Here is a 22,788-nt window from a genome sequence, read left to right as displayed (position 1 = left end):
GGCGTCTACTGCTGCATGGTTCGCCGGATTCATGACAACACCCGCGCAACAGCATCGGTGAAGACTTTCGGCGAAGCCAGCTGCATTTCGCGGCTTTCGATATGCACGGCGACCTGGATCGAGCTGGCGCGGGTCATGCGTTCGCCGGTTTCGGCGTCGCTGATCAGGTAGTTGATCTTCAAGCGGCTTTCCCATTCCACGAGGCTGGCGCGCACGATCAGCCGCTGGCCGAAGGTCGCGCCGCGCACGTAGCGCAATTGCAGGTCGATCACCGGCCAGCCGTAGCCCGACGCGAGCATTTGCGTGTAGTTGTGGCCGATCTGGTCGAGTAACGCGCAGCGCGCCACTTCGAGGTATTTCACGTAATGCCCGTGCCAGACGACATTCATCATGTCGATGTCGAAAAACGGTACGACGAACTCGGTGTCCGCATGAATGACGCCTTTACTGCGCATGCAACCTCCAGTGGCGATCGGCGATACGTTGCAGGCACAAGCGCAGCTCGCCTTCCAGCGCGCGGTCTTCGATGACCGGCGGGAAGTCTTGTGCCAATTGCTCGTGCATGGCGGCCAGCGCTGGCGGCAGCGGACGCGCATCGGCGGCCTTGCTGCGCAGCCAGACGCCCTGATTGGCGGCGATCAAGGTGGCGGCGGCGACTTGTTCGGTCAGCTCCAGAACACGAATCGCATCACGGGCAGCGATGGTGCCCATGCTCACTTTGTCTTGGTTATGGCATTCGGTTGAACGGGAAAACACGCTGGCCGGCATGGTGTTTTTCAGGGCTTCGGCGGTCCAGGCGCTGGTGCCGATCTGCACCGCCTTGAAGCCGTGATTGAGCATCGCCCGCTCGGCAGACGCGCCGGACAGGTTGCTCGGCAAACCGTGGTTGTAGCGTTCATCCACTAGCAGCGCGAGCTGGCGATCCAGCAGATCGGCAACGTTGGCGACCAGATTCTTCAGGCTGTCCATGGCGAAAGCGATGTGCCCGCCGTAGAAGTGCCCGCCATGCAACACGCGTTCGGCTTCGGCGTCGATGATCGGGTTGTCATTGGCGCTGTTGAGTTCGATCTCGATGAACGAGCGCAGCCAGTTCAGGCTGTCAGCCAGCACGCCCAACACATGGGGCGCGCAACGCAGGGAATAGCGATCCTGCAACCGGTGCAACGGCGCGGTGGGCGCGTCGATGGCCAAATCCTTGCGCAACCAGGCGGCGACTTGCATCTGCCCCGGATGCGGTTTGGCGGCAAACAGACGCTCGTCGAAATGCTCGGGATTGCCTTGCAGCGCCACGACATTCATCGCGGTAATGCGTGTTGCCAATTGCAGCAGGTAATCGGCGCGGGCGAAGGCCAGACACGCCAGACCGGTCATTACCGCCGTGCCGTTCATCAAGGCCAGGGCTTCCTTGGGACGCAGCACCAAAGGCTGCCAACCCAGCTCGCGATGCACGTCGCTGGCCTGACGGCGCTCGCCACGGAACAGCACTTCGCGCTCGCCGGACAGCGTCGCGGCGACATAAGACAGCGGCGTCAGATCGCCACTGGCGCCCACCGAACCTTCTTCCGGAATCAGCGGCAGCACGTCCTGATCGAGAAACGCCTGCAAGCGTTCCAGCAACTCGACACGCACCCCGGAAACCCCCTGGCACAGCGACTGCAAACGCGCGGCAAGCACTGCGCGGGTGGCTTGCGGGTCGAGCAGTTTGCCCAGGCCGCAGCCGTGAAAGGTGTACAGGTGACGCGGCAAAGCTTCCACATGATGCAGCGGTACGGCCACCACGCAGGAATCGCCGTAACCGGTGGTCACGCCATAAATCACGCCTTCCTTGTCCAGCAGCGAATCGAGAAACTGCGCGCCCTTGGCGATGCGCTGGCGAAAGGCGCTGTCGCTTTGCAGGGTTGTGGGCACTTGGCGATTGGCCAGGGCCAGCACGTCTTCGATCTGCAGCGCGCGTTCGCCGAAAGTAACCGGCTCAGGAACTTGATTCGTCATCGGACTTCCAGAAAGGATAGAAATTGAACCATTGTTGCGGGGCTTGCAGGCAATAGTGGCTGAGGCGGTCGGCGTAACGCTGGGCCCATTGGCCGATCACGTGCTGGCGATCACTGCGCCGCCATTCGATCGCGTCGGCGAAAGGTTCGAGGATCACCCGATAGCCGTTCGCGCCCTTGAGGCAGAAAATCAGATGGATCGGGCATTTCAGCAGCCCGGCCAGCAGCCATGGCCCTTGGGGAAACGCTGCCTTGCCGCCGAGAAAATCCACCTTGGCATTACGTCCGCCATGCAGCGCGACGCGATCACCGGCAATCGCCAGCCATTCGCCACGATCCAGACGCTCGCTCAATTGGAGCATGATCATCGGGTTCAGCTCGCTGACCTGAATCAGCCGCAAGTGAGTCGCCCCGGCTTCGCCCAGCAAACGATTGAAACGCTCGGCGTGCTTGGTATGAACCAGCACGTTCATGGTGACTTTTTCGCCCAGCTCGGCCAGGGCGCGACAGACCTCAAGGTTGCCCAGGTGCGCGCCCACCAGCATTTGCCCGCGCTGGCCGCGCAATTGGGTACGTAAACCGGCGGGGTCGACGATATCGATTTGCTCAAGGCGCAACTTGCCGTTCCAGACGTCCAGCTTGTCCAGCAACGAGTCGGCAAAGGCCATGAACTGGCCGAACACCCGGCGCTGGGTCGGCAGCAATTCGGGGCGGGCGCTCCATTGGGCCAGACGCCGCTGGTATTCCCAGGCGCTTTTACGCGCCTGACGACCGAACAGGAAGAAGTACAAAACGATGCCATACAGCAGCGGGCTCAATACGCGTCGGCCCAGACGTTTGGCGGCCCAGGCGGTGAGCTGCATCAGCATGAAACTGCCGCGCTCTTCGTGATCGGCCCAGTGTTTGTCCGGCTGTTGATTGCTCATGGCAACCACCTCCGCCAGAGGATCAACGGGAAGCGCGCCAGCATGCCGAAGAACAACTTGGTGTGCATTTTCGTGATCAGCACATTGTCGTGAAACATGCGGAAGTGCGACACGCCGTCCTGCGGGTAATGCACCTTGACGGGCAACCACTGCATCGGCAGATTGCGCCACGCCAGGCGCACCAGAATGTCCGAGTCGAAATCCATGCGTTTGCCGATCTGCACGGTGTCGATCAGCTGCACCACGGGCCGGAGCGGGTAAATCCGGAAGCCGCACATGGAATCCCTGATCTGTAACGACAGCGTGTTCACCCAGACCCAGAAATGCGTCAGGTAACGGGCGTACAAACGGCCTTTGGGCACGCTGGCATCGTATTGCGGGTAGCCGCAGATAATCGCGTTTGGCTGCTCCCGGGACGTGCTCAGGAATAAGCCAATATCGCTCAGATCATGTTGGCCGTCGGCATCGACTTGCAGGGCATGGCTGAAGCCCCTGCGTTGGGCCTCGCGAAAGCCCGCCATCACCGCGCCACCTTTGCCTTGATTGACGGGCAGCGTGAGCAGAGAGACGTTTTCGCCTTCCGCCAGCGTTCTCAATACCGCCGCACAGGCCGGGCTGCTGGCGTCATCCACCAACACACACGGCAACCCCGCCGCCAACACCGCCGCTACCACGGCAGAGACGGCGTGTTCATGGTCGAACACCGGAATTATTGCGCAGGGGTTATGCATGAGGTGAACCGCCTGTGGGAGCGAGGCTTGCCCGCGAATGCGATGTTCCTGGTTCAAAAAAAGCTGCGGATGTACCGGCCTCTTCGCGAATAAATTCGCTCCTACAGGGGGATCGGATCACGGCGAGAGAATTCATTCTCCGTAGGAGCGAATTTATTCGCGAGGCGGTATTGCGATCAATGCAGATGCTGTGGCGTTTATCTGAATCAAACATCGACCACCTCCAGCAATATCCGTCCGCTGGAGCATGCCGCTTCGCTGTTGCGGTAGGTGAAGTAGAGTTTGCCGCGTTCGGCATCGAAGCGCAGGGTCAGGCTGATGTCATCGCCGGGGCGGATCAGTTGCTGAAACTTGAGTACTTCCATACCGGCGAATTTCGGCGGCAGATCCAGCAAGCGCTGGCCCAGCGCCATCGCCCAGTCCACCTGAACCACGCCGGGCAGTACCGGCGCGGACGGGAAGTGACCGCTGAAATAGGCAAGATCGGCCGGGACATGCAGGTCCAGATGCAACACGCCGTCGATCATCTGCTGACTCATCATCTCTGGCTGTCGCGCTCGTGGCGCCAACAGCAATGCTTGGACATCAGCCTGAGGCAATTTGCCCTGGGCATTGAGCGGCAATTGCCGCAGCAGACGCCAACGGCGGGGCAGGGCGATGGCTTCGCAGTGCGGGCGCAAATGCTCGCGCAAGGTTTGGGTCAGGCTGCGTCGGCCTTGATTGCGCAATGCATTCAGCCCGGCAGCGTTGAGCACCACCAAGGCGCCCAGCGATGCGCGTTTTTCCTGAATGACCCCGAAGCGCGCTTCGTTCACCCAAGCGTGACCGGCCAGCGCCTGTTCCAGTAACGGCAGGGAAATGCGCTTCTCTTCGAGTTTGACGATGCGGTCCAGACGACTCAGTAATTCAAAGCGGCCGTCGTCGCCCATGCGCACGGCATCGGCGCTGTGTTCGATATGGCCCGGTGGCATGTAGGTTGAACTGATCAGCAGCGCCCCATCGCCATCCTGCTCCAGGCGCACGCCGTCGAATGCCTGCCAGAGGTTTTCGCCCTGACGCCAGGCAATGCCACCGGTTTCCGAGCTGCCGAGAATTTCGGTGGGCCATTGCCCGAGCCGTTCATGCAGGCTCGCGGCGGCTTCGCCGGGCAATGCGCCACCCGAGGAAAATACCCGGCGCACCGCGCTCAGGGCCGACCAGTCGAGGTTGTCGCCCATGCGTTTGAGCAGCGCCGGGCTGGCGACCCAGGCAAAAACCGGGTGTTCGCGGCTGGCGCGCTGCAAGTCTTCAGGAAACGGCAATTGTTTGCGCACAAAACTGCGCCCGGCACTCAGCGGCCACAGCACGCGAAACAGCAGGCCATAAATATGCTGGCTCGCCACGCTGCCAATGATGCAGGAATGGCCCAGTTCGGCACCCCAGAGGGATTCCAGCGCCTGAATCTCGTTGGCCAGTTGTCGCAGACGCTTTTCAATCAGTTTGGGTTCGCCGCTGGAGCCGGAGGTACACAGGCTCAGGCGGCATTCGTCCAGATCCAGCGATGCGGGCGGCAGCGGATCGGCGTGCAGCTCGCGCAAGTGGAGGTCGCCGGGCTGATCGGTCAACCAGCCATCGACGTGATCGGCCCAGCGTTGGCGAGTCTGCGCTTGCAGGTCGGCGGGCAATAGCACGCTGACACCTGCGCGCCAGGCACCGAACAACGCGACAGCCAGTTCACCGGCATCTTCCAGATGCAGCGCCAGACGCTCGATGCCCCGGGCTTGCAGGGCGGCGGCGAGGCTCAAGGCCTGGGTACAGAATTGCGCGTGGTTCAGCGCGGGCGCCTGGGTCAGTTCGCGGTCGGCCTGGGGTTCGAGCAGCAGTTGCTCAGGCTTGATCCAGTTAAGTGCAATCGGGTTCATCGGGTTCAAGTGTTCCATTTGAGTTCGCCGCTTCGGACGCGTCGGCGGACTATCCATTCGCCTGCAAACAGCAAGCCCATCAACCCGTAGGAAATCAGTCCGGTGTACAGCGTCCACCACGACAGCGGCGCCCACAGGGTCAGGCCCGCAGCCATCAAACCGTTGCCGAGGAAAAACCAGCACCAGACTTCAGTGACCTGACGCGTGTAGCGCACCGCGACGGCAGGCAGCTCGGCTTCGCGCATCCGCGCCAGACGCTCGACGATCGGCGGGCCATAAATCAGGCTCAAACCAAACAGGCCAAGCATCGAGGCGCTGATCAGGACCGGATACCAGCGCAGCAACAGCGGACTGTTGAACGCGCCCAGAAGCAGGCAAAAACCAATGGCGACCAGCGGCGTGATCAGGCTGCCGGGGCGCTTTTCAGCAGTCAGCGCGCGACCCAGCCACAGGCTGCCCAGCAGCAGGGCGAACTGCCACGGCGCGAAGTGTTCGGTGCCGTAATAAACGGCAAATGGATACACCGCGCCGACCAGCAGCAGCCCCACGCCGATCAGCCGCTTCATGCGGCGGCGTTGACCAGACGGTAAACCGCCTCGACCACATCGTTGACGGTACGCACGGCCTTGAATTCCTCGGCTGCGATTTTTTTGCCGGTCTTGCGCTTGATGTGGTCGATCAGGTCCACGGCATCGATGCTGTCGATTTCCAGATCCTGATAGAGATTGGCTTGCAGACTGACTCGCTCAGGCTCAAGTTCGAACAGCTCAACCAGCGCCTCGCGCAGGATTTCGAAGATGTCTTCACGGGTTTGCATGTTCAGTCCTCAGGCCACTTGCCGGGCGCTGACGAAGGCCGCAAGGCTGTCCACGCTGGTGAAATGATTGCGGGTGTCCTTGGCGTCGGCATCGATCTTGATGCCGTAGCGTTTCTGGATGGCCAGGCCTAGCTCCAGGGCGTCAACGGAGTCCAGTCCAAGGCCTTCGCCGAACAGGATCTGATCGTTGCCGATGTCATGGGTGCTGATGTCTTCCAGGCCCAGGGCGTCGATGATCAGCTGTTTGATGTCACGGTGCAGATCGCTCATCTGAGGCGAGCTCCTTGATGAAATAGTGATGCAGATAATCGTTGAGCTTGCGCGAGGCGACGGGCGCCGGGCCAAGGGCAGCAAAGGCTTGTGGATCTATATCGGGTCCGACGCACAGGCTGAAATGCACGCGACGCTGGGGAATGCGGTACCAGGGCTCCGCCTTGGTCAATGTTGTCGGGCTGACCTTGATCACCACGGGCGTGATCACGCTGGCACCACGCAGGGCAATCGAGGCCGCGCCACGGTGGAATTCCGGCGCCTGGCCCGGCTGGGTGCGGGTGCCTTCCGGGAAAATGATCAGCGTCTGCCCGTTGCGCAGCGCGTCGGCGGCGTCGTCGAGCATGTCGACATTGCCGTCGTTGCTGATGTACTCGGTGGCACACACCGGGCCGCAGGTGAACGGGTTCTTCCAGAGGCTGCGTTTGACCACGCAGTTGGCGTCGCGCACCAGCCCGATCAGGAACACCACATCGATCAGCGACGGGTGGTTGGCAATGATCATCTGGCCCGGACGGCCCAGCCTTTCTGCGCCTTGAACGTCATAGGTCAGCACGCCAAGCCGGGCCATGATGCGAATGAACAGCCAGAATAGCCAGCCAATGGTGCGTCTGGCCCGTTGCCTGTGGGTCAGCGCATCGCCGGGCAACCAGCCCAGAACCGGGAAAACCACCAGGCGCAGGCACAATCCGCCCACCCCGAACAGGGCAAAGGACATCGCAGTAGCCAGCAGACGCCAATAGTAGGCGTCGCGGCCTCTATTCAGCGGTTGCGTTGCCAATTCCATAACCGGTTCTTCCAGGGATGTTGGCAGGCTGTCTGAGCGGTGTTGAGCGCGCACAACAGATTCAAAGCATGGGGCCATGGGCTGCGGGGAAGTTCTTCGGCATTGGCCTTCAATGACAGCTGCCAGTCGTCGCCCTGGGTCAGCAGCAGGCCCACGGCGTAGGGGAACGGCACGTCGTCGATCCAGTCGGCATAGGCCTCGGGAGGCTGTTCTTCGGTAATCACCAGCAATACCGCAGGCGCACCTTCGGCCAGCAAGGCGGCGGCTTCGAACGCGCCGTGTTCCAGGCCATCGCCGGTGGCGGCCAGGGCAGTCATTTCACTGGTTTCGCCACGCATGATCGACCACAGGCCAATCACCGAATTGTGTACCGATAAGCTGAATTGGGTGGGTGAGAGCGGCTGCTCGGTGGCGACATCGCAGAGGATTTCAAAGGTGCGGGGCGTTTCACCATGGCGCGAAACGAACACCAGCGGCAGACGCTCATGCCCTTCGGCCAATGGCCAGCCCACCGCAAAGGCCATGCGGGCCATACGCCCCAGCCGCCGACGCTGCATGGCGGGCAAAAATGACACGTCCGGAGCCTCATCGCTGCTGTGTAATAGCGTCGGTTGTCGGCTCCACTGCTGCCACTTTTCGACGTCCGCCAGACCGGGGGCCCAGGCGCGCCATTGTGCGATGTTGAACGTGATCAAAAATTCTCTTCCCGCCCCTGCGGGCTACTTCTCGCTGCGTTACTGCCAGGGATATTGCCGACCAGCGCGCGACATTGGCCGAATGGCTGGCATTATCCCGTTGGGGGTGATGAGTAGCAATTTGTTAAGTAAGAAATATCCGTTTGAAGTGTAGGTTTTGTCGAAAATCTATGTCTGATTTGGTGAAGCGCTCGCCCTTGTCACACGCATTGCATAGACTCGTTCCATTCATCGGTTTTCTTCAACCTACCAGGAGGTCCGTCCATGCGTCGGGTGGTATTCAATCAGAAGGGCGGAGTTGGCAAGTCCAGCATCGCCTGTAATCTGGCTGCGGTCAGCGCCCAACAAGGCTATCGGACGCTTTTGGTCGATCTTGATGCCCAGGCGAATTCGACCCAATACCTGACAGGCCTGACCGGCAACGATATTCCTATGGGAATCGCGGATTTTTTCAAGAACACCCTGTCTTCCGGGCCTTTCGCCAAGAAAAACCATGTCGATATCTACGAGACGCCCTTCGATAACCTGCATGTGGTGACGGCCACCGCAGAGCTGGCCGACCTGCAGCCCAAGCTTGAGGCGAAGCACAAGATCAACAAGTTGCGCAAATTGCTCGACGAACTGGATGACGATTACGAACGCATCTATCTGGATACACCGCCCGCGCTCAATTTCTATGCGGTTTCAGCGCTGATCGCGGCTGATCGTGTCCTGATTCCGTTCGATTGCGACAGCTTTTCCCGGCAGGCGCTGTATGGCCTGATCAAGGAAATCGACGAGCTGAAAGAGGATCACAACGAAGCGCTGCAAGTGGAGGGGATTATCGTCAATCAGTTCCAGCCCCGAGCGAGCCTGCCGCAGCAGATTCTCGATGAGCTGATTGCCGAAGGATTACCGGTGTTGCCGGTGTATTTGAACGCGTCGGTAAAAATGCGTGAGTCGCATCAGGCAAGCACTCCGCTGATCTACTTTGATCCACGGCACAAACTGACCCAGCAGTTTGTGGAGTTGCATACGCTGCTTGAAGCGTGAAATCGGTAGGAGGGGACTTGTCCCCGAAGGCGTAAGCTCAGCCGGCGCCGTTCCCCGGGTAATCTCGGTGATTGGCCAGTTGCTTTCGGGGACAAGTCCCCTCCTACACGGACGGTGTGAAAACGTCACGAGCGAAGACAAGGCAAAAATTCAACGGTAAGAGGGGACTTGTCCCCGGAGACGTTAAATTTTTTCGAGCGTTGCGTGCGCCTAAATGACATCCGGAATCGGCGCAAACAACTTGCAGCGCATGGTCCCGTCCTTGATTGAGCGGTTGATCCGCTCGGCCTTCGCTTGCGCCTGTTCGGCGAGGTCGGCAGGAATCGTGATGGCGGCGTCCATATCAGCCTGAATGATCTGCTGGGTCGCGATGAGTGTGTTGGAGCCAGGCTTGCAGCCGCATTGCACCAGGTGGCCATGGGTGGCGACGGCAACGAATTCGTCAATGTAAGTCGGGTTGCCTTCAGCTATGTAGCCGACGCGTTCACACGCAGAACACCAGACCGGATCGCCCATGCGGGCAAACCGCCGCAGTTCCATCAACTCTGTGGCGGATGCGCTCAGGACAAAACCGCCGCTGGTGGTTGGATCGCCTTCCCTGACTACATATGACATGGCATGTACTTCTCTCGACGCTGGCTGGAATGCGAATGCTAGGTCGAAAAAAGCGTGTCAGGGGTGTCCAGATTGCGTTTAGGACAAGTCCTACGGCAAATTCGGCAACCCATCACAAGCTGGTTTGGCGCAGTCCTTCATAGACGCTCAAATTCCCTGGCTTTTCAGCCAGGCGAGCAGCTGCTGCAACGGGAATGCGCCGCTTTGCCGAGCGACTTCCTTGCCGTTCCTGAACAGGATCAGGCTGGGAATCGAACGTATGCCCAGTTGTCCCGAGAGCTGCTGATTGGCTTCGCTGTCCAGCTTGGCCAGTCGGCAGCGTCCGGACAACTCGGCGGCCGCCTGCTCGAACACCGGCGCAAACGACTTGCACGGCCCGCACCACTCAGCCCAGACATCCACCAGCAGCGGCAGATCGCCCTTGATCTGGCTGGCGTAATCGCCTTCGGTCAAATTGAACGGTTTGCTCAGCAGCACCGGCTGTTTGCAGCGCCCGCATTTGGGCTGATCGCCCAGGCGCTCGGCGGGGATGCGGTTCAGCCCGTTGCAGTGCGGGCAGGGGATCATCATTGATTCGGACATGACGGCTCCAGTCATTGAGTTGCAGTGCGCCGATTGTACCGCCCGGTTGGCGCGTAGTTGTAACTGCCATCCGAAGCGATGGAGTTCGTTGGAGCGAGGCTTGCCCGCGAACCGGCCAAGGAGCGACCGTAGGAGCGACTTTAGTCGCGAGAGCGTCAATTGCCCTCCCGGCTAAAGCCGGTCCTACAGCAAGCCTCGCCAATAGGGCCACGTTCGGTCTTCACTTCAACTCCATTAACAACTTCTCCCCAGTAGTCGGGAGTTACTTAATTATATTTCTGTAGGACCGCTCTTACGGTGAATGGATACTTATCTGAAAATCCAATATTGTTTATCAGCTGTTGCCCTGTAAATACAGGGCTTTGCCAAATGCCTATCCTTTCGAGTAGTTGTCGGTTGTTTTTAAAATGGGTACCGTTTTTTCATTGTTATTTGAAAGGTACTTAGAGATGAAAAATAAAAAAGCGTTGAAAGTGGGTGTTGCTGCTGTTGGTGTTGTCGTTGCTTTGACTATGGCGGGTTATGCTCAGGCAGGGCCCGAGGTGACGATTACGTTCAAGAATAACAGCGATTCGAAAGCAATTTATGATGTGGTGGGTAGCAGCGCCTATAGTTATACCGAGGCTAACCCAAAACCGATGCCTGAAGTTCAGGCTCATGAGTCTGATGTCTATCGCGTCAGGGGCGCGCAATCTCCTGATGTCACAATAGTCGTGTTTCAGTACAAAATGGGGGCTAAGACCTGCAAATTTACAACCAGCTATCTCAAGTTGCCGAGTCGTAGCGGGACCGTGCCGAAGTGGAACAAAAGCGAACAATCGCTGGGTGGAGCGCGCTGCGAAGCAAGGATCACCGGGACTGATTTCGCCACGCACGATTGGGCAGTCGAATTCTCAATGAAATAAGCCTTGCGTCATGCAGTCTGAATAGCCGCAGCCGCCATGGAAATATATATATTCATGCCGGCGGGCTATTCGGACTTCTTATCCTGTCCCTTGTAAAGGCCTGCTCATGATAAATAATATTCCTGGCAGCACCCGCGTTATAAATACCTCGACCTCACAAGTCACTCCTGTTGCCTCTGTCGCTTCCAGTAAAACAGGGTTGATTGCACCTGCTCAATCCGAGGGAGGTCCAATACTGTCCAGCCTGTCCCGTCAGTTGGCAGCAAGTGCCGAGCGCGCCGAGGTGCGGGACAAGACGCTGGACCGGCGGCAACTCGGAGTCGAGGCGCGCAGGCTGCGCAGTCAGATTACGAGCGATAACCCTGTGCATAACAGCGAAATTCCCGATACTGATGATCAGGACTTATTGAAAAGGGCGAGAGACGCCACCGATTATGTGACCCGCTTTCATCTGCATGGTCGCAGCCTCAAAAACCCTTTTGCAGAGTTGTCGAGGGAACAGCTGAATTTGATCGTCCATGACGAACATGGACCCTATACGATCAACGAAAGGCACGCTGCCTACTATGAAATCGTTGGCCTTGAATCTAAGTGGAACAAAACTTTATGGGGGCCTGCCGATATCGAGTCTGCGATGAATGATGGCCGAACTCCAGGGTTCTATACCGAAGTGCTAAACCACTATAAAACCCTTCCGCTTATCGAGCAGGCCGATTACCCCGAAGAATACGAAACACGCCTGCTGGCCAGGATCAAGGAAGACAGTGATCCTAACGGTAAGAAACCTAAAGATTTCGAAATCCTGACCCTGTTCGAAGTTCTGGCCAAGCTTAAAAAATTTGACAACCAAGAGACAGCTGACGAAGCCAGTCCGGCAGTTGGCGCGACTTCGGTCACGACGACCAGTAACTAGATATTAAATCTACAGAGGTGTCGCGTATGGTCATTCAAGTTCAAGGTCCAGCTACGTCTGCTGTTTCCAGGCCAGCGCCTGCAACTGAAAGTATGCTGTCGACCGGACAATCAACTAGCCCGGTAAAAGTGTTCAACGAAAAATCAGACAAGGCCAGCATGTCTGCCCTTTCCCGCCAACTGGGTGAAAGTGCGGTTCGCGCGGAAAATCGTGATAGAACGCTCAGCCGCAGTGAGTTGGGTACAGAGGCGGACAGGATACTGGTATCGCTGGTGGATAATTACGAGGGGCTGAAAGACGTTCACAATCGCGAAGTGCCCAAGACTGACGACCCTGACCTGCTCAATCGGGCTGAACAGGCCACAGCGTTTCTGGCCAAGAGATTCTCGGGTGACGAGGGCGGCAAAAGTCCTTTCTCCGGATTGTCGAGGGAACAGCTGGTGCTGATAGCCTATGACGACAAAGGGCCGTATACCGTAAATGAGAGGCGTGTGGCGTGGGGCGATGCGCAAAAGATCGAGTCCGACTGGAGGTTCAAGACCGTAGCGCAAGGAAGCTTAGAGGCCAGTGTTACCGGCAAGTATCCCAAGTTTCTGACTGAGGTCCTGGAGCACTACCGAGCCCTGCCCGCAATCGAGCAGGCCCAATATGACGAGGGTTATGAAACCCGCTTGTTGGACAACATCAAAAACGACGGCGGTATCCCCAAGCAGGATGACCACCTGCCCAATCTGTTCGAAATCCTCGCCGGTCTTCAGCGGCCGGAGAAGAAGCCCGAGAAGCAGCCCGCCAAGGACGCCGCTGACACAGTCGAGACACCAGCCAAAGCCAAGGCAGCCCCACCAGCAACTCCGGCCGCTGTCGCCCCCGAAACACCAACCCTCAAGACGAACAACTTATCTCCAGATGCTTCCCCCACTCCGGCGGTCGTTCCGCGTAGTTAGCCATGCCGGGTTGTTCGGTGAAGGGGTTGCACAGCACGGTGTGCAGGCGACGGACTTCTTCGTAGTTGCCGTCTTCGGCAGCATCGATGGCTTTTTGTGCCAGATAGTTGCGCAAGATGTATAGCGGGTTGACCGCGTGCATGCGGGTCTGGCGTTGTTGCCCGGTGCCGTTGTCTTCCCCGGCGCAGCGGGCCAGGTATTCCTGGCCCCAGGCGTCGAAGCCCTTGATGTCGACGAAGTCGTCGCGCAATGATCGCAAGGCGTCGGCGGCGGGATCGTTACCCAGGCGGCGGAAGAACAGGGTGTAATCCACGCCGCTGTTCTGCATCAGCTTGAGCAGTTTACTGATCAGTTGTTCGTCGTCATCTTCGGCGCTGGTCAGGCCCAGGCGCCGGCGCATCAGGTCCAGGTAGTGCGCCTGATACAGCGGCAGGAACAAGCCGAGGGTCTCGCGCAGGGCTTCGACGCTGATGAACGGCGTCAAGGCCTGAGCCAGCGCGCTGAGGTTCCATTGGCCGATGGGCACCTGATTGCTGAAGGAGTAGCGGCCTTCGTGATCGGAATGGTTGCAGATGAAGTTCTGGTCGAAGTCATCAAGAAACGCGAACGGCCCAAAGTCGAAGGTGATGCCCAGAATCGACATGTTGTCGGTGTTCATCACGCCGTGGCAGAAACCATAGGCCTGCCACTTGGCGATCAGTTCGGCATTGCGCTCGACGATTTCCCGGAACATCGCCAGATACGGTTCGGCCTGTTCGAGACATTGCGGAAAATGCATGGCCAGCACGTGCTCGCCCAGTTCCTTGAGCTGTTCCGGCTGCTTGGTGTAGTAAAAATATTCGAAACTGCCAAAGCGAATATGGCTCGGCGCCAGGCGCAACACCATCGCTGCGCGTTCCTGTTTCTCCCGCCAGACCGGCGTGCTGGACCCGATCACGCAAGCGGCGCGGCTGCTGGGAATGCCCAGCGCGTGCAGCGCTTCGGAGGCGAGGAACTCACGGATCGACGAGCGCAGCACCGCGCGGCCATCGCCCATGCGCGAGTACGGTGTCTGGCCGGCGCCCTTGAGGTGCAAGTCCCAATGCTCGCCCGCGTCGTTGTAGACCTCGCCCAGCAGCAGGCCGCGCCCGTCACCCAGGCGCGGATTGTAGGAGCCGAACTGATGCCCCGAATACACCATCGCCCGAGCGTCAGCGTCGGCCCACAGTTTGTGGCCGCTGAAAATTTCGGCGAACACCGGCGTTTGGGCTTGTGCAGGATCGAGATCGAGCAACGCCAATGCCGCATCGCTGGCAACCACCAGGCGCGGGTCGGCGATGGGCTCGGGGAGTACCGAAGTGGAGAACGCGTCGCCCAGGCGGGCAAAGCGGTTATCGAAGGTCAGTTCGTCGAGGGCTTTCAAGGGCCATCTCCAGCAGAATGTCCGACCATTCTGCTGGGTTACTCGCTATGCGTCCAGTTGCGGCATTAATGGCGGGGTTACCTGTAGGACCGGCTTCAGCCGGGAAGAGGCCGGCACATTCGCTGCATCTTTGTCGTTTGTATGATGCCTTCCCGGCTAAAGCCGGTCCCACATTATTCAGTCCAGGCGCAGTTCCGGCGGTTCAGGTGCGTCTTTGGGGGCCGGTTTTATCGGGGTGGTCGTCTTGACCGGTTCGTCGGCGGAGCCCTGATCGAGCTTGAGCGGCCCGCTTGGATTCGACGGCTCGTCCTCGACCGGCACCAGTTTGTATTCCTGGCCGTGGAGGTTTTTCAGGTACACCTCCATCTGCCGGAACGAGATGTTGATGTGCTGCTTCTTGAACTCGCTGTTGATGAAACGGTTGATCTCGTCGAGCACCGGGTTACGGTCACCCAGGTCGCGCACGTGCATGCGCAACTCGTGATCCAGCGTGCTTTCGCCAAAATTCAGGAAGTACACGATCGGCGCCGGGTCCTTCAGGACGCGCGGGTTGTCCTGAGCAGCCTTGAGCAGCAGGCGGCGCACCAGCTCCAGATCGGAGCCGTAATCGACGCCGAGCTTGAGGGTTACCCGGGTAATGGTATCGGTCAGCGACCAGTTGATCAGCTGCCCGGTGATGAACGTCTTGTTCGGGACGATGATGTCCTTGCGATCAAAATCGGTGATGGTCGTGGCGCGGATGCGAATCTTGCTGACCGTGCCCGACAGGTTGCCGATGGTGATGGTGTCGCCGATACGCACCGGGCGTTCGAACAGGATCATGATGCCGGAGATGAAGTTGGCGAAGATTTCCTGCATGCCGAAACCCAGGCCGACCGACAGCGCCGCCACCAGCCACTGCAACTTGTCCCAGCTCACGCCGAGTGCCGATAACGTCGAGACGAAACCGACGCCGGCGATGGCGTAGGACAGCAGCGTGGTGGTCGCATAAGCGCTACCCTGCGCCAAACTCAGGCGCGACAGCACGAGGACTTCCAGCAGACCGGGCAAGTTGCTGGCCAGGACGAAGGTGATGACGATGATCACCAGCGCGCCAATCATGTCGCCGAGGCTGATCGGCACCATGCTCATGGTTGCGCCGGTGCCGCTGGTGTATTCGTACAGGGTGATGTTGTCCAGGTACGAGAACACGGTGATCAGGTCCGACCACACCCAGTACAGCGCGCCGATGAAACCGGCCAGCAGCGCCAGACGAATCAGGCGCAGGGATTGCTGGTTGACCTGCTCGATGTCCAGCGTTGGCTCTTCAACCACCATATCGCCATCGCCGCTTTCCTTGGCGGCCTGCCGTTTGGCAAGGGCGCGCTGATACGCCAGGCGCCGCGCCGCAACCCCGAGGCCGCGCACGAACGCAGCTTCGACCACCAGCCAGAACATCAGCAGGTACAGGGTGTCGATCAAGCGATCGCTGAGTTTCAGCGCGGTGTAGTAATAGCCGAAGCACACCGCGACAAACAGTGCGATGGGCAAGGCGGTAAACACCAGGCCGACGGCTCTGCGAAACAGCGAAGCATTGTGGTGGGTCGGGCTGACCAGCAGCAGGCGGCTGAGCAGCCAGGCCATCAAGCCGTAACAGGCCAGGACCACGCCGATGCCCAGCACATCGTCGGCCAGCGCGGCGGGCTGATGCTCGGCGACGGCGACCACCGCCACCAGCGCCAGAACCACCAGACCGAGGCGGCGAATCCAGCGTTGCAGGAATTCGACCTGAGCCTTTTCCCAGCGGAAATGCAGCTGCGCGACGCCGCCCGGCGCCAATATGCGATAGGCCGTGTAGAACACCAGCCACGCCAGGGCGATTTGCAGCAATGCCGCGCCCAGATTGGTGTTTTGCCCGCGTGCATCGATCTGCAGCGCATAGCCGCACAGCGCCAACGCGAGCGCCAGCGGCATGGCCAGCAGAATATTGATCAGGATCGCCAGCGGCGTTTGCCACTGGCTGTCACGCTTGAAGTGGCCGATGTCGGCGTGCAACCGGTTGAGCTTGTGGTAGAGCGCCTTGCGCTTCCACATCAGCACGCCGATCAACAGCAACAGCGGCAGGAACAGCAGCGGACGTTGGGTCAGGCCATCGCTCAGCTCGCTGACACTCGACGCCCAGGGCAAAGTCGTGACCTGTTTTTGCAGGCGCGGCCAGATGCCTTGAAACCACTCGACGTCCAGCGGTTTGTTGCTGGGGATCCAGAACATCTGCTCGTCCAGCGTCTCGCGCAGGCTCATGGCGGTGCTGACCAGCTGCTTCTGATTGAGCTGCAGCGTGATGGATTCGTTGAGCAGCGAACTCAGCTCGCGGTTCAGGCGCTCCAGCAGGTCGCTGCGCGTGGTCGCCATGTCCATCAGTGTTTTGCGCAGCTGCGGGGTGACATCTTCAGGCGGCTGCGTGGACAGCAGTTTCTCGACGTAGGACGCCGGGCTGCTCATCTGCTCGCGCTGCTGATTGACCTCGAACTGATACAGGCGAATGTCGGCGATTTCATCGGCCAGGCCTTTGTCCAGTTGCAGGTGCGGCAGTGCCTGTTTCTGCTTGTAGAGGATTTTCGACAGCAGCAGACTGCCGCGCAGCACGTTGATCTGTTCGTCCAGCGCCTGATCGCTTTGGGTCAGGTTATCCAGCTGTTGCTTGGTCTTGAGGTTCTGCTGGGTCAGTTCATTGAGGCGGTCAGTGCCGCGCAGCAAGTAGTCGGAAAGCTTGAGGTTGGCGGCGCTTTCGGTGGCCAGCAGGCTGCTGCTGCCGGCTTTTTCCGCTGCCAGGGATTGCTGCGTCACGGTCTGTTGCGACTGGGCGCGACGCTTGTCGTTGATCAGGGTTTGCAGCTCCTGGATTTCCTGCTCCTGACGGGCGACCTTTTCGGTCAGCAAGTCATGCTGGCTGTTGCCCAGATCCTGCAACTGGCTGTTGCCCGCCAGTTCCTGGCGACGCAGGACCGTCAGCGCATTGATGGCTGCCAGTTCCGCGTTGAGCAGGTTGCGCTGATCGGCGTTGATGCTTTTGCCGTTGTCTTTGCCCATTTTCAGGAGCGTGTTGATTTGCTGGATGCGCGTCTGGTTGGTGCTGATTTCGGCCTGGGCGCGCTCGGGACGGGTCTGGGCGGTGATCACCAGACTGCTGGCGTCATTGAGGGCTTTTTGCAGATCGCTTTGCTGGGTGCTGCGCTGACTCAACAATTGTTCGAGCTGCGGCACATCCAGATTGTTGTAGCGCTGGGCCACCGGGATGACTTTGCTGGCTTTCAGGCGCACCAGTTCACGCTGGTTTTCGCCGGTCTGCTTGGGCGCTTCAGCCAGTTGCTGCTTGAGCGACGTCAGCTTCTGCTCGCTTTCGCGCTTGTTGGACAGGAACGTCAGGGTCTGTTCAAGCACCTGCTGCAAGGCTTTTTGATCGGCGTCCGGCAGTTTGCGGTCGGCGATTTTGTCCAGGCTTTGCTGCACCGCTTCGCTGGTGGGCGGGTCGGCAGCCAGAACAGGGAGTGAAGACAGGCACAGGCCGAGCAGAATGGCAGCAAAGAAAGTACGCAGGGGCAACATAGACACCGGTCGAGCTGATCGAATAGAAGGGCAGTTTAGAGGAACAACCCGGGACCCGGGCGGCTTCCTTCCGGGAATCTGACGCCGACTTTGAGGATCTTGTTCCCCTCCATCACTGCAACAGTCCAAATAGTTCCATTCCATTCAACCTGATCGCCCACCACCGGCTCGCCGCGATTCTTCTGCACGATGAACTTGCTCAGCGGCATGTTCGAATCCAGGCCGTCCAGTTTCAGACCGTACAAAGCCGCCACCGCGCCCAGCTGCGCGTCGCCTTCGAGAACAAAATCGCCGAAGAAGCGCAGGTCAAGACCCCGTTGCGGAGCCTGGCTGAACAGTTTGCCCAGCGCTGCCAAGTCATGTTCATGGCCGATTACGCAGAGCAGATCGCCCACTTCCAGCGTGGTGCTACCCGACGGATGGAGCAGTTGCTGGCCGCGAAACAGCGCTGCGATACGCGTGCCTTCCGGCATTTTCAGTTCCCGCAGGGCGGCGCCAATGCACCATTTTTCCGCGCCGAGACGATAAACGAACAGCTCCCACTCGCTGGTCGGATGAACCTCCAGCGGCGCACGGGAAATCGGTGCGGGTTCTGGTGGCACCGTGACTTTCAACAATTTGGCCATCCACGGCAGGCTGGTGCCTTGCAGCAGCAAGGACACGAGCACGATGAAGAACGCCAGATTGAAGTACAGCTGCGCATTGGGCAGGTTCGCCATCAGCGGGAACACTGCGAGAATGATCGGCACTGCGCCACGCAAGCCAACCCAGGCGATAAAGGCTTTTTCGCGACCATGAAAGGCCTTGAACGGCAGCAGGCCGACCATCACCGACAACGGCCGCGCCACCAGAATCATCCACAGCGCCAGGCCCAGAGCGGGGAGGGCGATTGGCAGCAGGTCGTGGGGCGTGACCAGCAGGCCCAGCACCAGGAACATGCCGATCTGCGCCAGCCAGGCCATGCCGTCGAGCATATGCAGAATGCCGTGGCGGCTGCGGATCGGGCGATTGCCCATGACCAGACCGCACAGGTATACCGCCAGAAAACCGCTGCCGTGGATGGCGTTGGTCAAGGCAAAGATCGCCAGGCCGCCGGCAATCACCAGGATTGGATACAAGCCGTTGGCCAGATTGATCCGGTTGACCAGTTGCAGCATCAACCAGCCACCACCCAGACCGATGATGCCGCCGATCCCGAACTCGCGAATCAGATGGGTCAGCAGGCTCCATTCCAGGCCGGTCTGGCCGCTGGCGAGCATGCCAATCAAGGTGACGGTAAGAAACACCGCCATCGGGTCGTTACTGCCGGATTCGATTTCAAGGCTGGCGGTGACCCGCTCGTTCAGGCCTTTGCCGCCCAGCAGGGAAAATACTGCGGCGGCGTCGGTCGAGCCGACGATGGCGCCGATCAGCAGGCCTTGGATCATGTTCAGGTTGAACAGCCAGGCAGCCATCATGCCGGTCAAGCCGGTGGTGATCAGCACACCAACCGTGGCCAGCGACAACGCTGGCCAGAGCGCGACCCGGAAACTGGAAACCCGCGTACGCAGCCCGCCGTCGAGCAGGATTACCGCCAGCGCGAGGTTGCCCACCAGATACGCCGTGGCGTAGTTGTCAAAAATGATGCCGCCGCCGTCGACGCCCGCGACCATCCCCACCGCCAGGATGATCACCAGAATCGGGATGCCCAGGCGTGATGACAGCGAGCTGACCAGGATGCTTGCCCCAACCAGCAACGCGCCGATCAAGAACACGCTGTTGATGGTCACAGCATCCAAGGGCGGTACTCCAGACGAAATATGACGATAAAAAAGATGAGGGCGCGAAATGACCATGCAGTCCGCGTGCCAAGGATTCTAACCTGTTGAATTGGCTGGCTGTCAAAAAAGGTTACAACATTAAAGCGCAGTACATATATAGGGGCCTGCAACCGCTGTTTTTTGATCACGTGCATGACTTCTCTTTCACTCAAGGAACGAATGTCATGCCTGCGATTGGCCCCTCTACCCCGACTGCGACTGTCGGAAAACCAGCGCTCACCGATGAGCTGCGCCTGAAGAAAATTGCCCGCCAGTACATCGAGGATTACCCGGATGCCCACGGCCTGGCTTATGCCACCGCGCTGCATATCCTGAAAAAACATACGGGCAAACGCCTGAATCCCGGCAAGGTTTACTGGCATCGATTCAGCGGTGCCGTGAGCAGTAGCCGAACGTTCACCGGTTGGGAGCATTCGGGGACGCCCATCGAATCGATGACCCTCGTCGAATTGGTCATACATCGGTTCAGTGCCAGGGATCAGGACGCTTGCGATGATTTGCAACTCTACGGCGGCTTTTATACCGACGGCCCGCAGCACGGCGTCTACGACGAGCGTAACGAGGTGGCGATGCTGCCGCAGGTCGTCTTGCGGGATTTCTGGGACCTGGACTTCCGTGCGGTTTATGAACGCAGGATCAACCAGTTCTGGATCACCCACAGCGAGAACTTTCGCACGCTGGGCAAGGCGCACTTCCTGGCCGCGGCAGGGCAGGCGCAGCGCAGTGGCGCGCTGTCGGACGCCGACTACCAGACGGTTACGCGCGCCGTTGCTGACTCGCTGCCACTCGCCATGACCTTGAGCACCTTGCAGGCTCGGGTTGCGCCGCAAGCGGGCATCAGCCTGCGCAGCTTCGATATTGGCGAATATGTCGCCCGTGACGTGGTGCGTATTGTCGACAGCCAGGGCGTACAGATTCTCTACGTGCCAGGCCAGGCACCGGCTTTTCATCGTTTTGCCAACGCCGACCAGCTGCGCGCCTGGGTGCTGGAGCGTTGCGCAACCGACGCATCACGAACCGCCTTCACCTTGCATTTTTTTCCCTCGCAAGCCGCCAAGGATCAGGATGGCGGCGCGTTCGACCGCTGGATCGGCCAGCTGCAACGCAATGAATGGTCTGACGAAAAGGTCATCAATCGCCTTGATAAAGTCATTGCGGGTGACGTGTTCGACCATCTGCGCGAACTGGCGCAACACAACATGCACGTGCAGGCGCAACGGCTGACTTCCAACGCCAGCCTGAACAAACAGATGTGGATCGGTTATCTGAACGCCTTCATCCGGGTGTTCGGTGCCGCCGCCCCGCTGAGCTGGCCGGTCGCGCTCACGCTGGTGGGCGCGGGGCTGGCCAATGTCGGCTTGAACATTGATCAAGCCGTTAATGGCAATACGCCGGGTCTGCGCAAGGCGGGTGTGCTCGGTGCCGTGTTCAACTCGGTGTTTGTGGCGTTCAACCTGCCAATGCTCGGCGCAATCAGTGCCGAGATGTCTATCGAAGGCTGGGTGCCGGTGGCCGACAGCGGTGAGTCACTGGGGGGCCTGGAGGGTAATCTGATTTTGCCCGCTGAAGCACCCAAGACAGCTGGCCGCTTGCAAGGTGTGCATTTCCTCGCCAACGGCGAAACCTGGATCGAAATGCGTGGCGTGCCTTATCGCGTGCTTTACCGCCAGGAGCTGCGCAGCTGGACCATTGTCGATCCGCAGAACCCCTTTGCTTTCCACGGCGCCAAACCGGTGCGGCTCAACGCGCTTGGCGAATGGGAACTGCTGGCGCCGCCCACACTGAAAGGCGGCGCGCCGATGCAGGAAACGCCCGGTCCGTCGTCTGCGCAAGGCACGTCTGGCTCGTCTCAGGCGACGACAACAACATCTTTCTGGGACGTTTACATGCGCTTCGATTTGAAGGACGAGATGCGTCTGTCCAAACTCGCCCGCGCCCGACAAGAGGCGGTGGTGGACGAAACGATTCGGGAGTTCGACCCTGATTCGGACTCCGATTCAGACCTTGAGCAAGATGAACTCATCGCCACCAACGAGGAAGGGGAACGAGTCCTCGTCGATGCCTGGGGCGATGAACACCGCTTGTTCAAGACCGGAGATGAGTATGTCGGCGGGCGTATTGCGGACTACACGCAATATGACGGGATGTTCAACACTTACCTGCGCACTGGCGACGGCGCTTCAGCCGCGCAGGTGCAGCTCATTGAAGAGCTTGTCGAGGATATCGACAGCATCGGCTACAACAATGATGTGGACTTGTATCGCGGCGGCAGCGGTCTTCGCAGCACCTCGGGCATTGCCTTTCGTTCCGGGCAGCTCAAGGTCGGCGATATTCTGGTCAACACCGACTTCACCTCGTTCAGCGAAAATCCCTACCTGGCGCGAGTCTTTTCCAGCAGTCAGGCCGGTACGCAATCCTACACATTTGAGCGCGAAATGCTCGAAGGCGCGGCGATTACCTTTGACGACACTTCCGTGGTGTTCGAGCTGCCAAAGAAGGCCTATCGCAGTGCAACGCCAATCGCCCCGTTTTCCGGCGACTGGCAAGAGGCTGAATCACTCTTCAAGCCGGGCAATTATTTCCAGATCGACAGCATCGAGGAAGTGGCAGGCGAGCATTTCAAATTCATCAAGGTGCAGCTGAAAGAAAACCATCCCGCGTTGTATCGAGCCGGTCAATCGCAGGGTCGATTTTTTGACCTGCGCACTGGTCAGCCCTTCAGCCGCGAGGAGTACGCAGCACGGCTCGGGCCGCAAGGCGAGGGGTTGCTTGAGTTGTTCTTCCCCGAATGAAGCCCGCTGCTGGACACCGATAAATAACTAGCCCCTGCGGTTATTTCAGACCTGCTCACGTGCATGGCTTTCCCATCAGG

General features: G+C 59.4%; 21 protein-coding genes. 5 read left to right on the top strand and 16 right to left on the bottom strand.

What is annotated here, in order from left to right; all coding sequences use genetic code 11:
• Window positions 1-29: 29 nt before the first annotated feature.
• From AFK24_RS00690 to AFK24_RS00645, 10 genes are all read right to left on the bottom strand, one after another.
• Window positions 30-455 carry an acyl-CoA thioesterase gene (locus AFK24_RS00690; RefSeq protein WP_065831414.1) on the bottom strand — a complete coding sequence of 142 codons (426 nt, stop codon included), beginning with the start codon at window positions 453-455 and terminating at the stop codon, window positions 30-32.
• On the bottom strand, window positions 445-1,992 hold the full coding sequence (locus AFK24_RS00685; protein WP_065831413.1) for an HAL/PAL/TAL family ammonia-lyase: 1,548 nt from the start codon (window positions 1,990-1,992) through the stop codon (window positions 445-447). Before AFK24_RS00685 ends, AFK24_RS00690 begins: the two co-directional genes overlap by 11 nt.
• On the bottom strand, window positions 1,973-2,917 hold the full coding sequence (locus AFK24_RS00680; RefSeq protein ID WP_065831412.1) for a glycosyl transferase: 945 nt from the start codon (window positions 2,915-2,917) through the stop codon (window positions 1,973-1,975). Before AFK24_RS00680 ends, AFK24_RS00685 begins: the two co-directional genes overlap by 20 nt.
• Window positions 2,914-3,648: a glycosyltransferase family 2 protein gene (locus AFK24_RS00675; protein WP_065831411.1), complete on the bottom strand. Its 735-nt coding sequence runs from the start codon at window positions 3,646-3,648 to the stop codon at window positions 2,914-2,916. The genes AFK24_RS00680 and AFK24_RS00675 overlap by 4 nt, the downstream gene beginning before the upstream one ends.
• 206 nt (window positions 3,649-3,854) lie before the next feature.
• Entirely contained in the window at window positions 3,855-5,567 is a 1,713-nt protein-coding gene (locus AFK24_RS00670; RefSeq protein WP_240500321.1) for an acyl-CoA synthetase family protein, read from the bottom strand.
• Window positions 5,555-6,115, bottom strand: a complete 561-nt coding sequence (locus tag AFK24_RS00665) for a hypothetical protein (protein ID WP_065831409.1) — start codon at window positions 6,113-6,115, stop codon at window positions 5,555-5,557. Before AFK24_RS00665 ends, AFK24_RS00670 begins: the two co-directional genes overlap by 13 nt.
• Window positions 6,112-6,366, bottom strand: a complete 255-nt coding sequence (locus tag AFK24_RS00660) for an acyl carrier protein (RefSeq protein WP_020291852.1) — start codon at window positions 6,364-6,366, stop codon at window positions 6,112-6,114. The genes AFK24_RS00665 and AFK24_RS00660 overlap by 4 nt, the downstream gene beginning before the upstream one ends.
• Window positions 6,367-6,375: 9 nt before the next feature.
• Complete coding sequence (locus tag AFK24_RS00655) at window positions 6,376-6,636, bottom strand: phosphopantetheine-binding protein (RefSeq protein ID WP_065831408.1); 261 nt, start codon at window positions 6,634-6,636, stop codon at window positions 6,376-6,378.
• A complete protein-coding gene (locus AFK24_RS00650) occupies window positions 6,617-7,423 on the bottom strand; it encodes a lysophospholipid acyltransferase family protein (RefSeq protein ID WP_065831407.1) in 807 nt (268 codons plus the stop codon). The genes AFK24_RS00655 and AFK24_RS00650 overlap by 20 nt, the downstream gene beginning before the upstream one ends.
• On the bottom strand, window positions 7,399-8,118 hold the full coding sequence (locus tag AFK24_RS00645; protein WP_065831406.1) for a beta-ketoacyl synthase chain length factor: 720 nt from the start codon (window positions 8,116-8,118) through the stop codon (window positions 7,399-7,401). Before AFK24_RS00645 ends, AFK24_RS00650 begins: the two co-directional genes overlap by 25 nt.
• Window positions 8,119-8,382: 264 nt before the next feature.
• Here AFK24_RS00645 and AFK24_RS00640 point away from each other — a divergent pair, with 264 nt between their 5' ends.
• Window positions 8,383-9,150: a ParA family protein gene (locus AFK24_RS00640; RefSeq protein ID WP_065831405.1), complete on the top strand. Its 768-nt coding sequence runs from the start codon at window positions 8,383-8,385 to the stop codon at window positions 9,148-9,150.
• Window positions 9,151-9,360: 210 nt separating this feature from the next.
• On the opposite strand, the gene AFK24_RS00635 is transcribed toward AFK24_RS00640, so the two are convergent.
• Window positions 9,361-9,765, bottom strand: a complete 405-nt coding sequence (locus AFK24_RS00635; protein WP_065831404.1) for a PAAR domain-containing protein — start codon at window positions 9,763-9,765, stop codon at window positions 9,361-9,363.
• Between the two features lie 147 nt (window positions 9,766-9,912).
• The gene (gene trxC / locus AFK24_RS00630) at window positions 9,913-10,347 is read right to left on the bottom strand and encodes a thioredoxin TrxC (protein ID WP_065831403.1); all 435 of its coding nucleotides are present in this window, start codon (window positions 10,345-10,347) and stop codon (window positions 9,913-9,915) included.
• Between the two features lie 449 nt (window positions 10,348-10,796).
• Here trxC and AFK24_RS00625 point away from each other — a divergent pair, with 449 nt between their 5' ends.
• The 3 genes from AFK24_RS00625 to AFK24_RS00615 all read left to right on the top strand — a co-directional run bounded on the left by AFK24_RS00625 (window position 10,797) and on the right by AFK24_RS00615 (window position 13,109).
• Entirely contained in the window at window positions 10,797-11,252 is a 456-nt protein-coding gene (locus tag AFK24_RS00625) for a hypothetical protein (protein ID WP_065831402.1), read from the top strand.
• A 106-nt stretch (window positions 11,253-11,358) separates the two neighbouring features.
• On the top strand, window positions 11,359-12,165 hold the full coding sequence (locus AFK24_RS00620) for a hypothetical protein (protein ID WP_139110426.1): 807 nt from the start codon (window positions 11,359-11,361) through the stop codon (window positions 12,163-12,165).
• A 26-nt stretch (window positions 12,166-12,191) separates the two neighbouring features.
• Window positions 12,192-13,109: a hypothetical protein gene (locus tag AFK24_RS00615; protein WP_139110425.1), complete on the top strand. Its 918-nt coding sequence runs from the start codon at window positions 12,192-12,194 to the stop codon at window positions 13,107-13,109.
• On the opposite strand, the gene selO is transcribed toward AFK24_RS00615, so the two are convergent.
• From selO to AFK24_RS00595, 4 genes are all read right to left on the bottom strand, one after another.
• A complete protein-coding gene (selO, locus tag AFK24_RS00610) occupies window positions 13,048-14,511 on the bottom strand; it encodes a protein adenylyltransferase SelO (protein WP_065831399.1) in 1,464 nt (487 codons plus the stop codon). The genes AFK24_RS00615 and selO overlap by 62 nt on opposite strands.
• Before the next feature lie 177 nt (window positions 14,512-14,688).
• On the bottom strand, window positions 14,689-18,096 hold the full coding sequence (mscK, locus tag AFK24_RS00605; protein WP_065831398.1) for a mechanosensitive channel MscK: 3,408 nt from the start codon (window positions 18,094-18,096) through the stop codon (window positions 14,689-14,691).
• Window positions 18,097-18,131: 35 nt separating this feature from the next.
• Window positions 18,132-19,874, bottom strand: a complete 1,743-nt coding sequence (locus AFK24_RS00600) for a potassium/proton antiporter (protein ID WP_065831397.1) — start codon at window positions 19,872-19,874, stop codon at window positions 18,132-18,134.
• A complete protein-coding gene (locus tag AFK24_RS00595) occupies window positions 19,862-20,050 on the bottom strand; it encodes a hypothetical protein (protein ID WP_065831396.1) in 189 nt (62 codons plus the stop codon). Before AFK24_RS00595 ends, AFK24_RS00600 begins: the two co-directional genes overlap by 13 nt.
• A 30-nt stretch (window positions 20,051-20,080) precedes the next feature.
• Here AFK24_RS00595 and AFK24_RS00590 point away from each other — a divergent pair, with 30 nt between their 5' ends.
• The gene (locus tag AFK24_RS00590; protein ID WP_065831395.1) at window positions 20,081-22,708 is read left to right on the top strand and encodes a dermonecrotic toxin domain-containing protein; all 2,628 of its coding nucleotides are present in this window, start codon (window positions 20,081-20,083) and stop codon (window positions 22,706-22,708) included.
• The last annotated feature ends 80 nt before the right edge of the window (window positions 22,709-22,788 follow it).

Origin of the sequence: Pseudomonas syringae, assembly GCF_001698815.1 — a bacterium.
GTDB lineage: Bacteria > Pseudomonadota > Gammaproteobacteria > Pseudomonadales > Pseudomonadaceae > Aquipseudomonas > Aquipseudomonas syringae_A.
The sequence above is the reverse complement of the archived record's forward strand: the minus strand, read 5'-3'. Positions and strand labels throughout refer to the sequence as shown.

Coding starts and splice junctions, on each gene's coding strand:
- AFK24_RS00690 (WP_065831414.1), bottom strand. CDS start 455: ATGCGCAGTAAAGGCGTCATTCATGCGGACACCGAGTTCGTCGTACCG.
- AFK24_RS00685 (WP_065831413.1), bottom strand. CDS start 1,992: ATGACGAATCAAGTTCCTGAGCCGGTTACTTTCGGCGAACGCGCGCTG.
- AFK24_RS00680 (WP_065831412.1), bottom strand. CDS start 2,917: ATGAGCAATCAACAGCCGGACAAACACTGGGCCGATCACGAAGAGCGC.
- AFK24_RS00675 (WP_065831411.1), bottom strand. CDS start 3,648: ATGCATAACCCCTGCGCAATAATTCCGGTGTTCGACCATGAACACGCC.
- AFK24_RS00670 (WP_240500321.1), bottom strand. CDS start 5,567: ATGGAACACTTGAACCCGATGAACCCGATTGCACTTAACTGGATCAAG.
- AFK24_RS00665 (WP_065831409.1), bottom strand. CDS start 6,115: ATGAAGCGGCTGATCGGCGTGGGGCTGCTGCTGGTCGGCGCGGTGTAT.
- AFK24_RS00660 (WP_020291852.1), bottom strand. CDS start 6,366: ATGCAAACCCGTGAAGACATCTTCGAAATCCTGCGCGAGGCGCTGGTT.
- AFK24_RS00655 (WP_065831408.1), bottom strand. CDS start 6,636: ATGAGCGATCTGCACCGTGACATCAAACAGCTGATCATCGACGCCCTG.
- AFK24_RS00650 (WP_065831407.1), bottom strand. CDS start 7,423: ATGGAATTGGCAACGCAACCGCTGAATAGAGGCCGCGACGCCTACTAT.
- AFK24_RS00640 (WP_065831405.1), top strand. CDS start 8,383: ATGCGTCGGGTGGTATTCAATCAGAAGGGCGGAGTTGGCAAGTCCAGC.
- AFK24_RS00635 (WP_065831404.1), bottom strand. CDS start 9,765: ATGTCATATGTAGTCAGGGAAGGCGATCCAACCACCAGCGGCGGTTTT.
- trxC (WP_065831403.1), bottom strand. CDS start 10,347: ATGTCCGAATCAATGATGATCCCCTGCCCGCACTGCAACGGGCTGAAC.
- AFK24_RS00625 (WP_065831402.1), top strand. CDS start 10,797: ATGAAAAATAAAAAAGCGTTGAAAGTGGGTGTTGCTGCTGTTGGTGTT.
- AFK24_RS00620 (WP_139110426.1), top strand. CDS start 11,359: ATGATAAATAATATTCCTGGCAGCACCCGCGTTATAAATACCTCGACC.
- AFK24_RS00615 (WP_139110425.1), top strand. CDS start 12,192: ATGGTCATTCAAGTTCAAGGTCCAGCTACGTCTGCTGTTTCCAGGCCA.
- mscK (WP_065831398.1), bottom strand. CDS start 18,096: ATGTTGCCCCTGCGTACTTTCTTTGCTGCCATTCTGCTCGGCCTGTGC.
- AFK24_RS00595 (WP_065831396.1), bottom strand. CDS start 20,050: ATGCACGTGATCAAAAAACAGCGGTTGCAGGCCCCTATATATGTACTG.
- AFK24_RS00590 (WP_065831395.1), top strand. CDS start 20,081: ATGCCTGCGATTGGCCCCTCTACCCCGACTGCGACTGTCGGAAAACCA.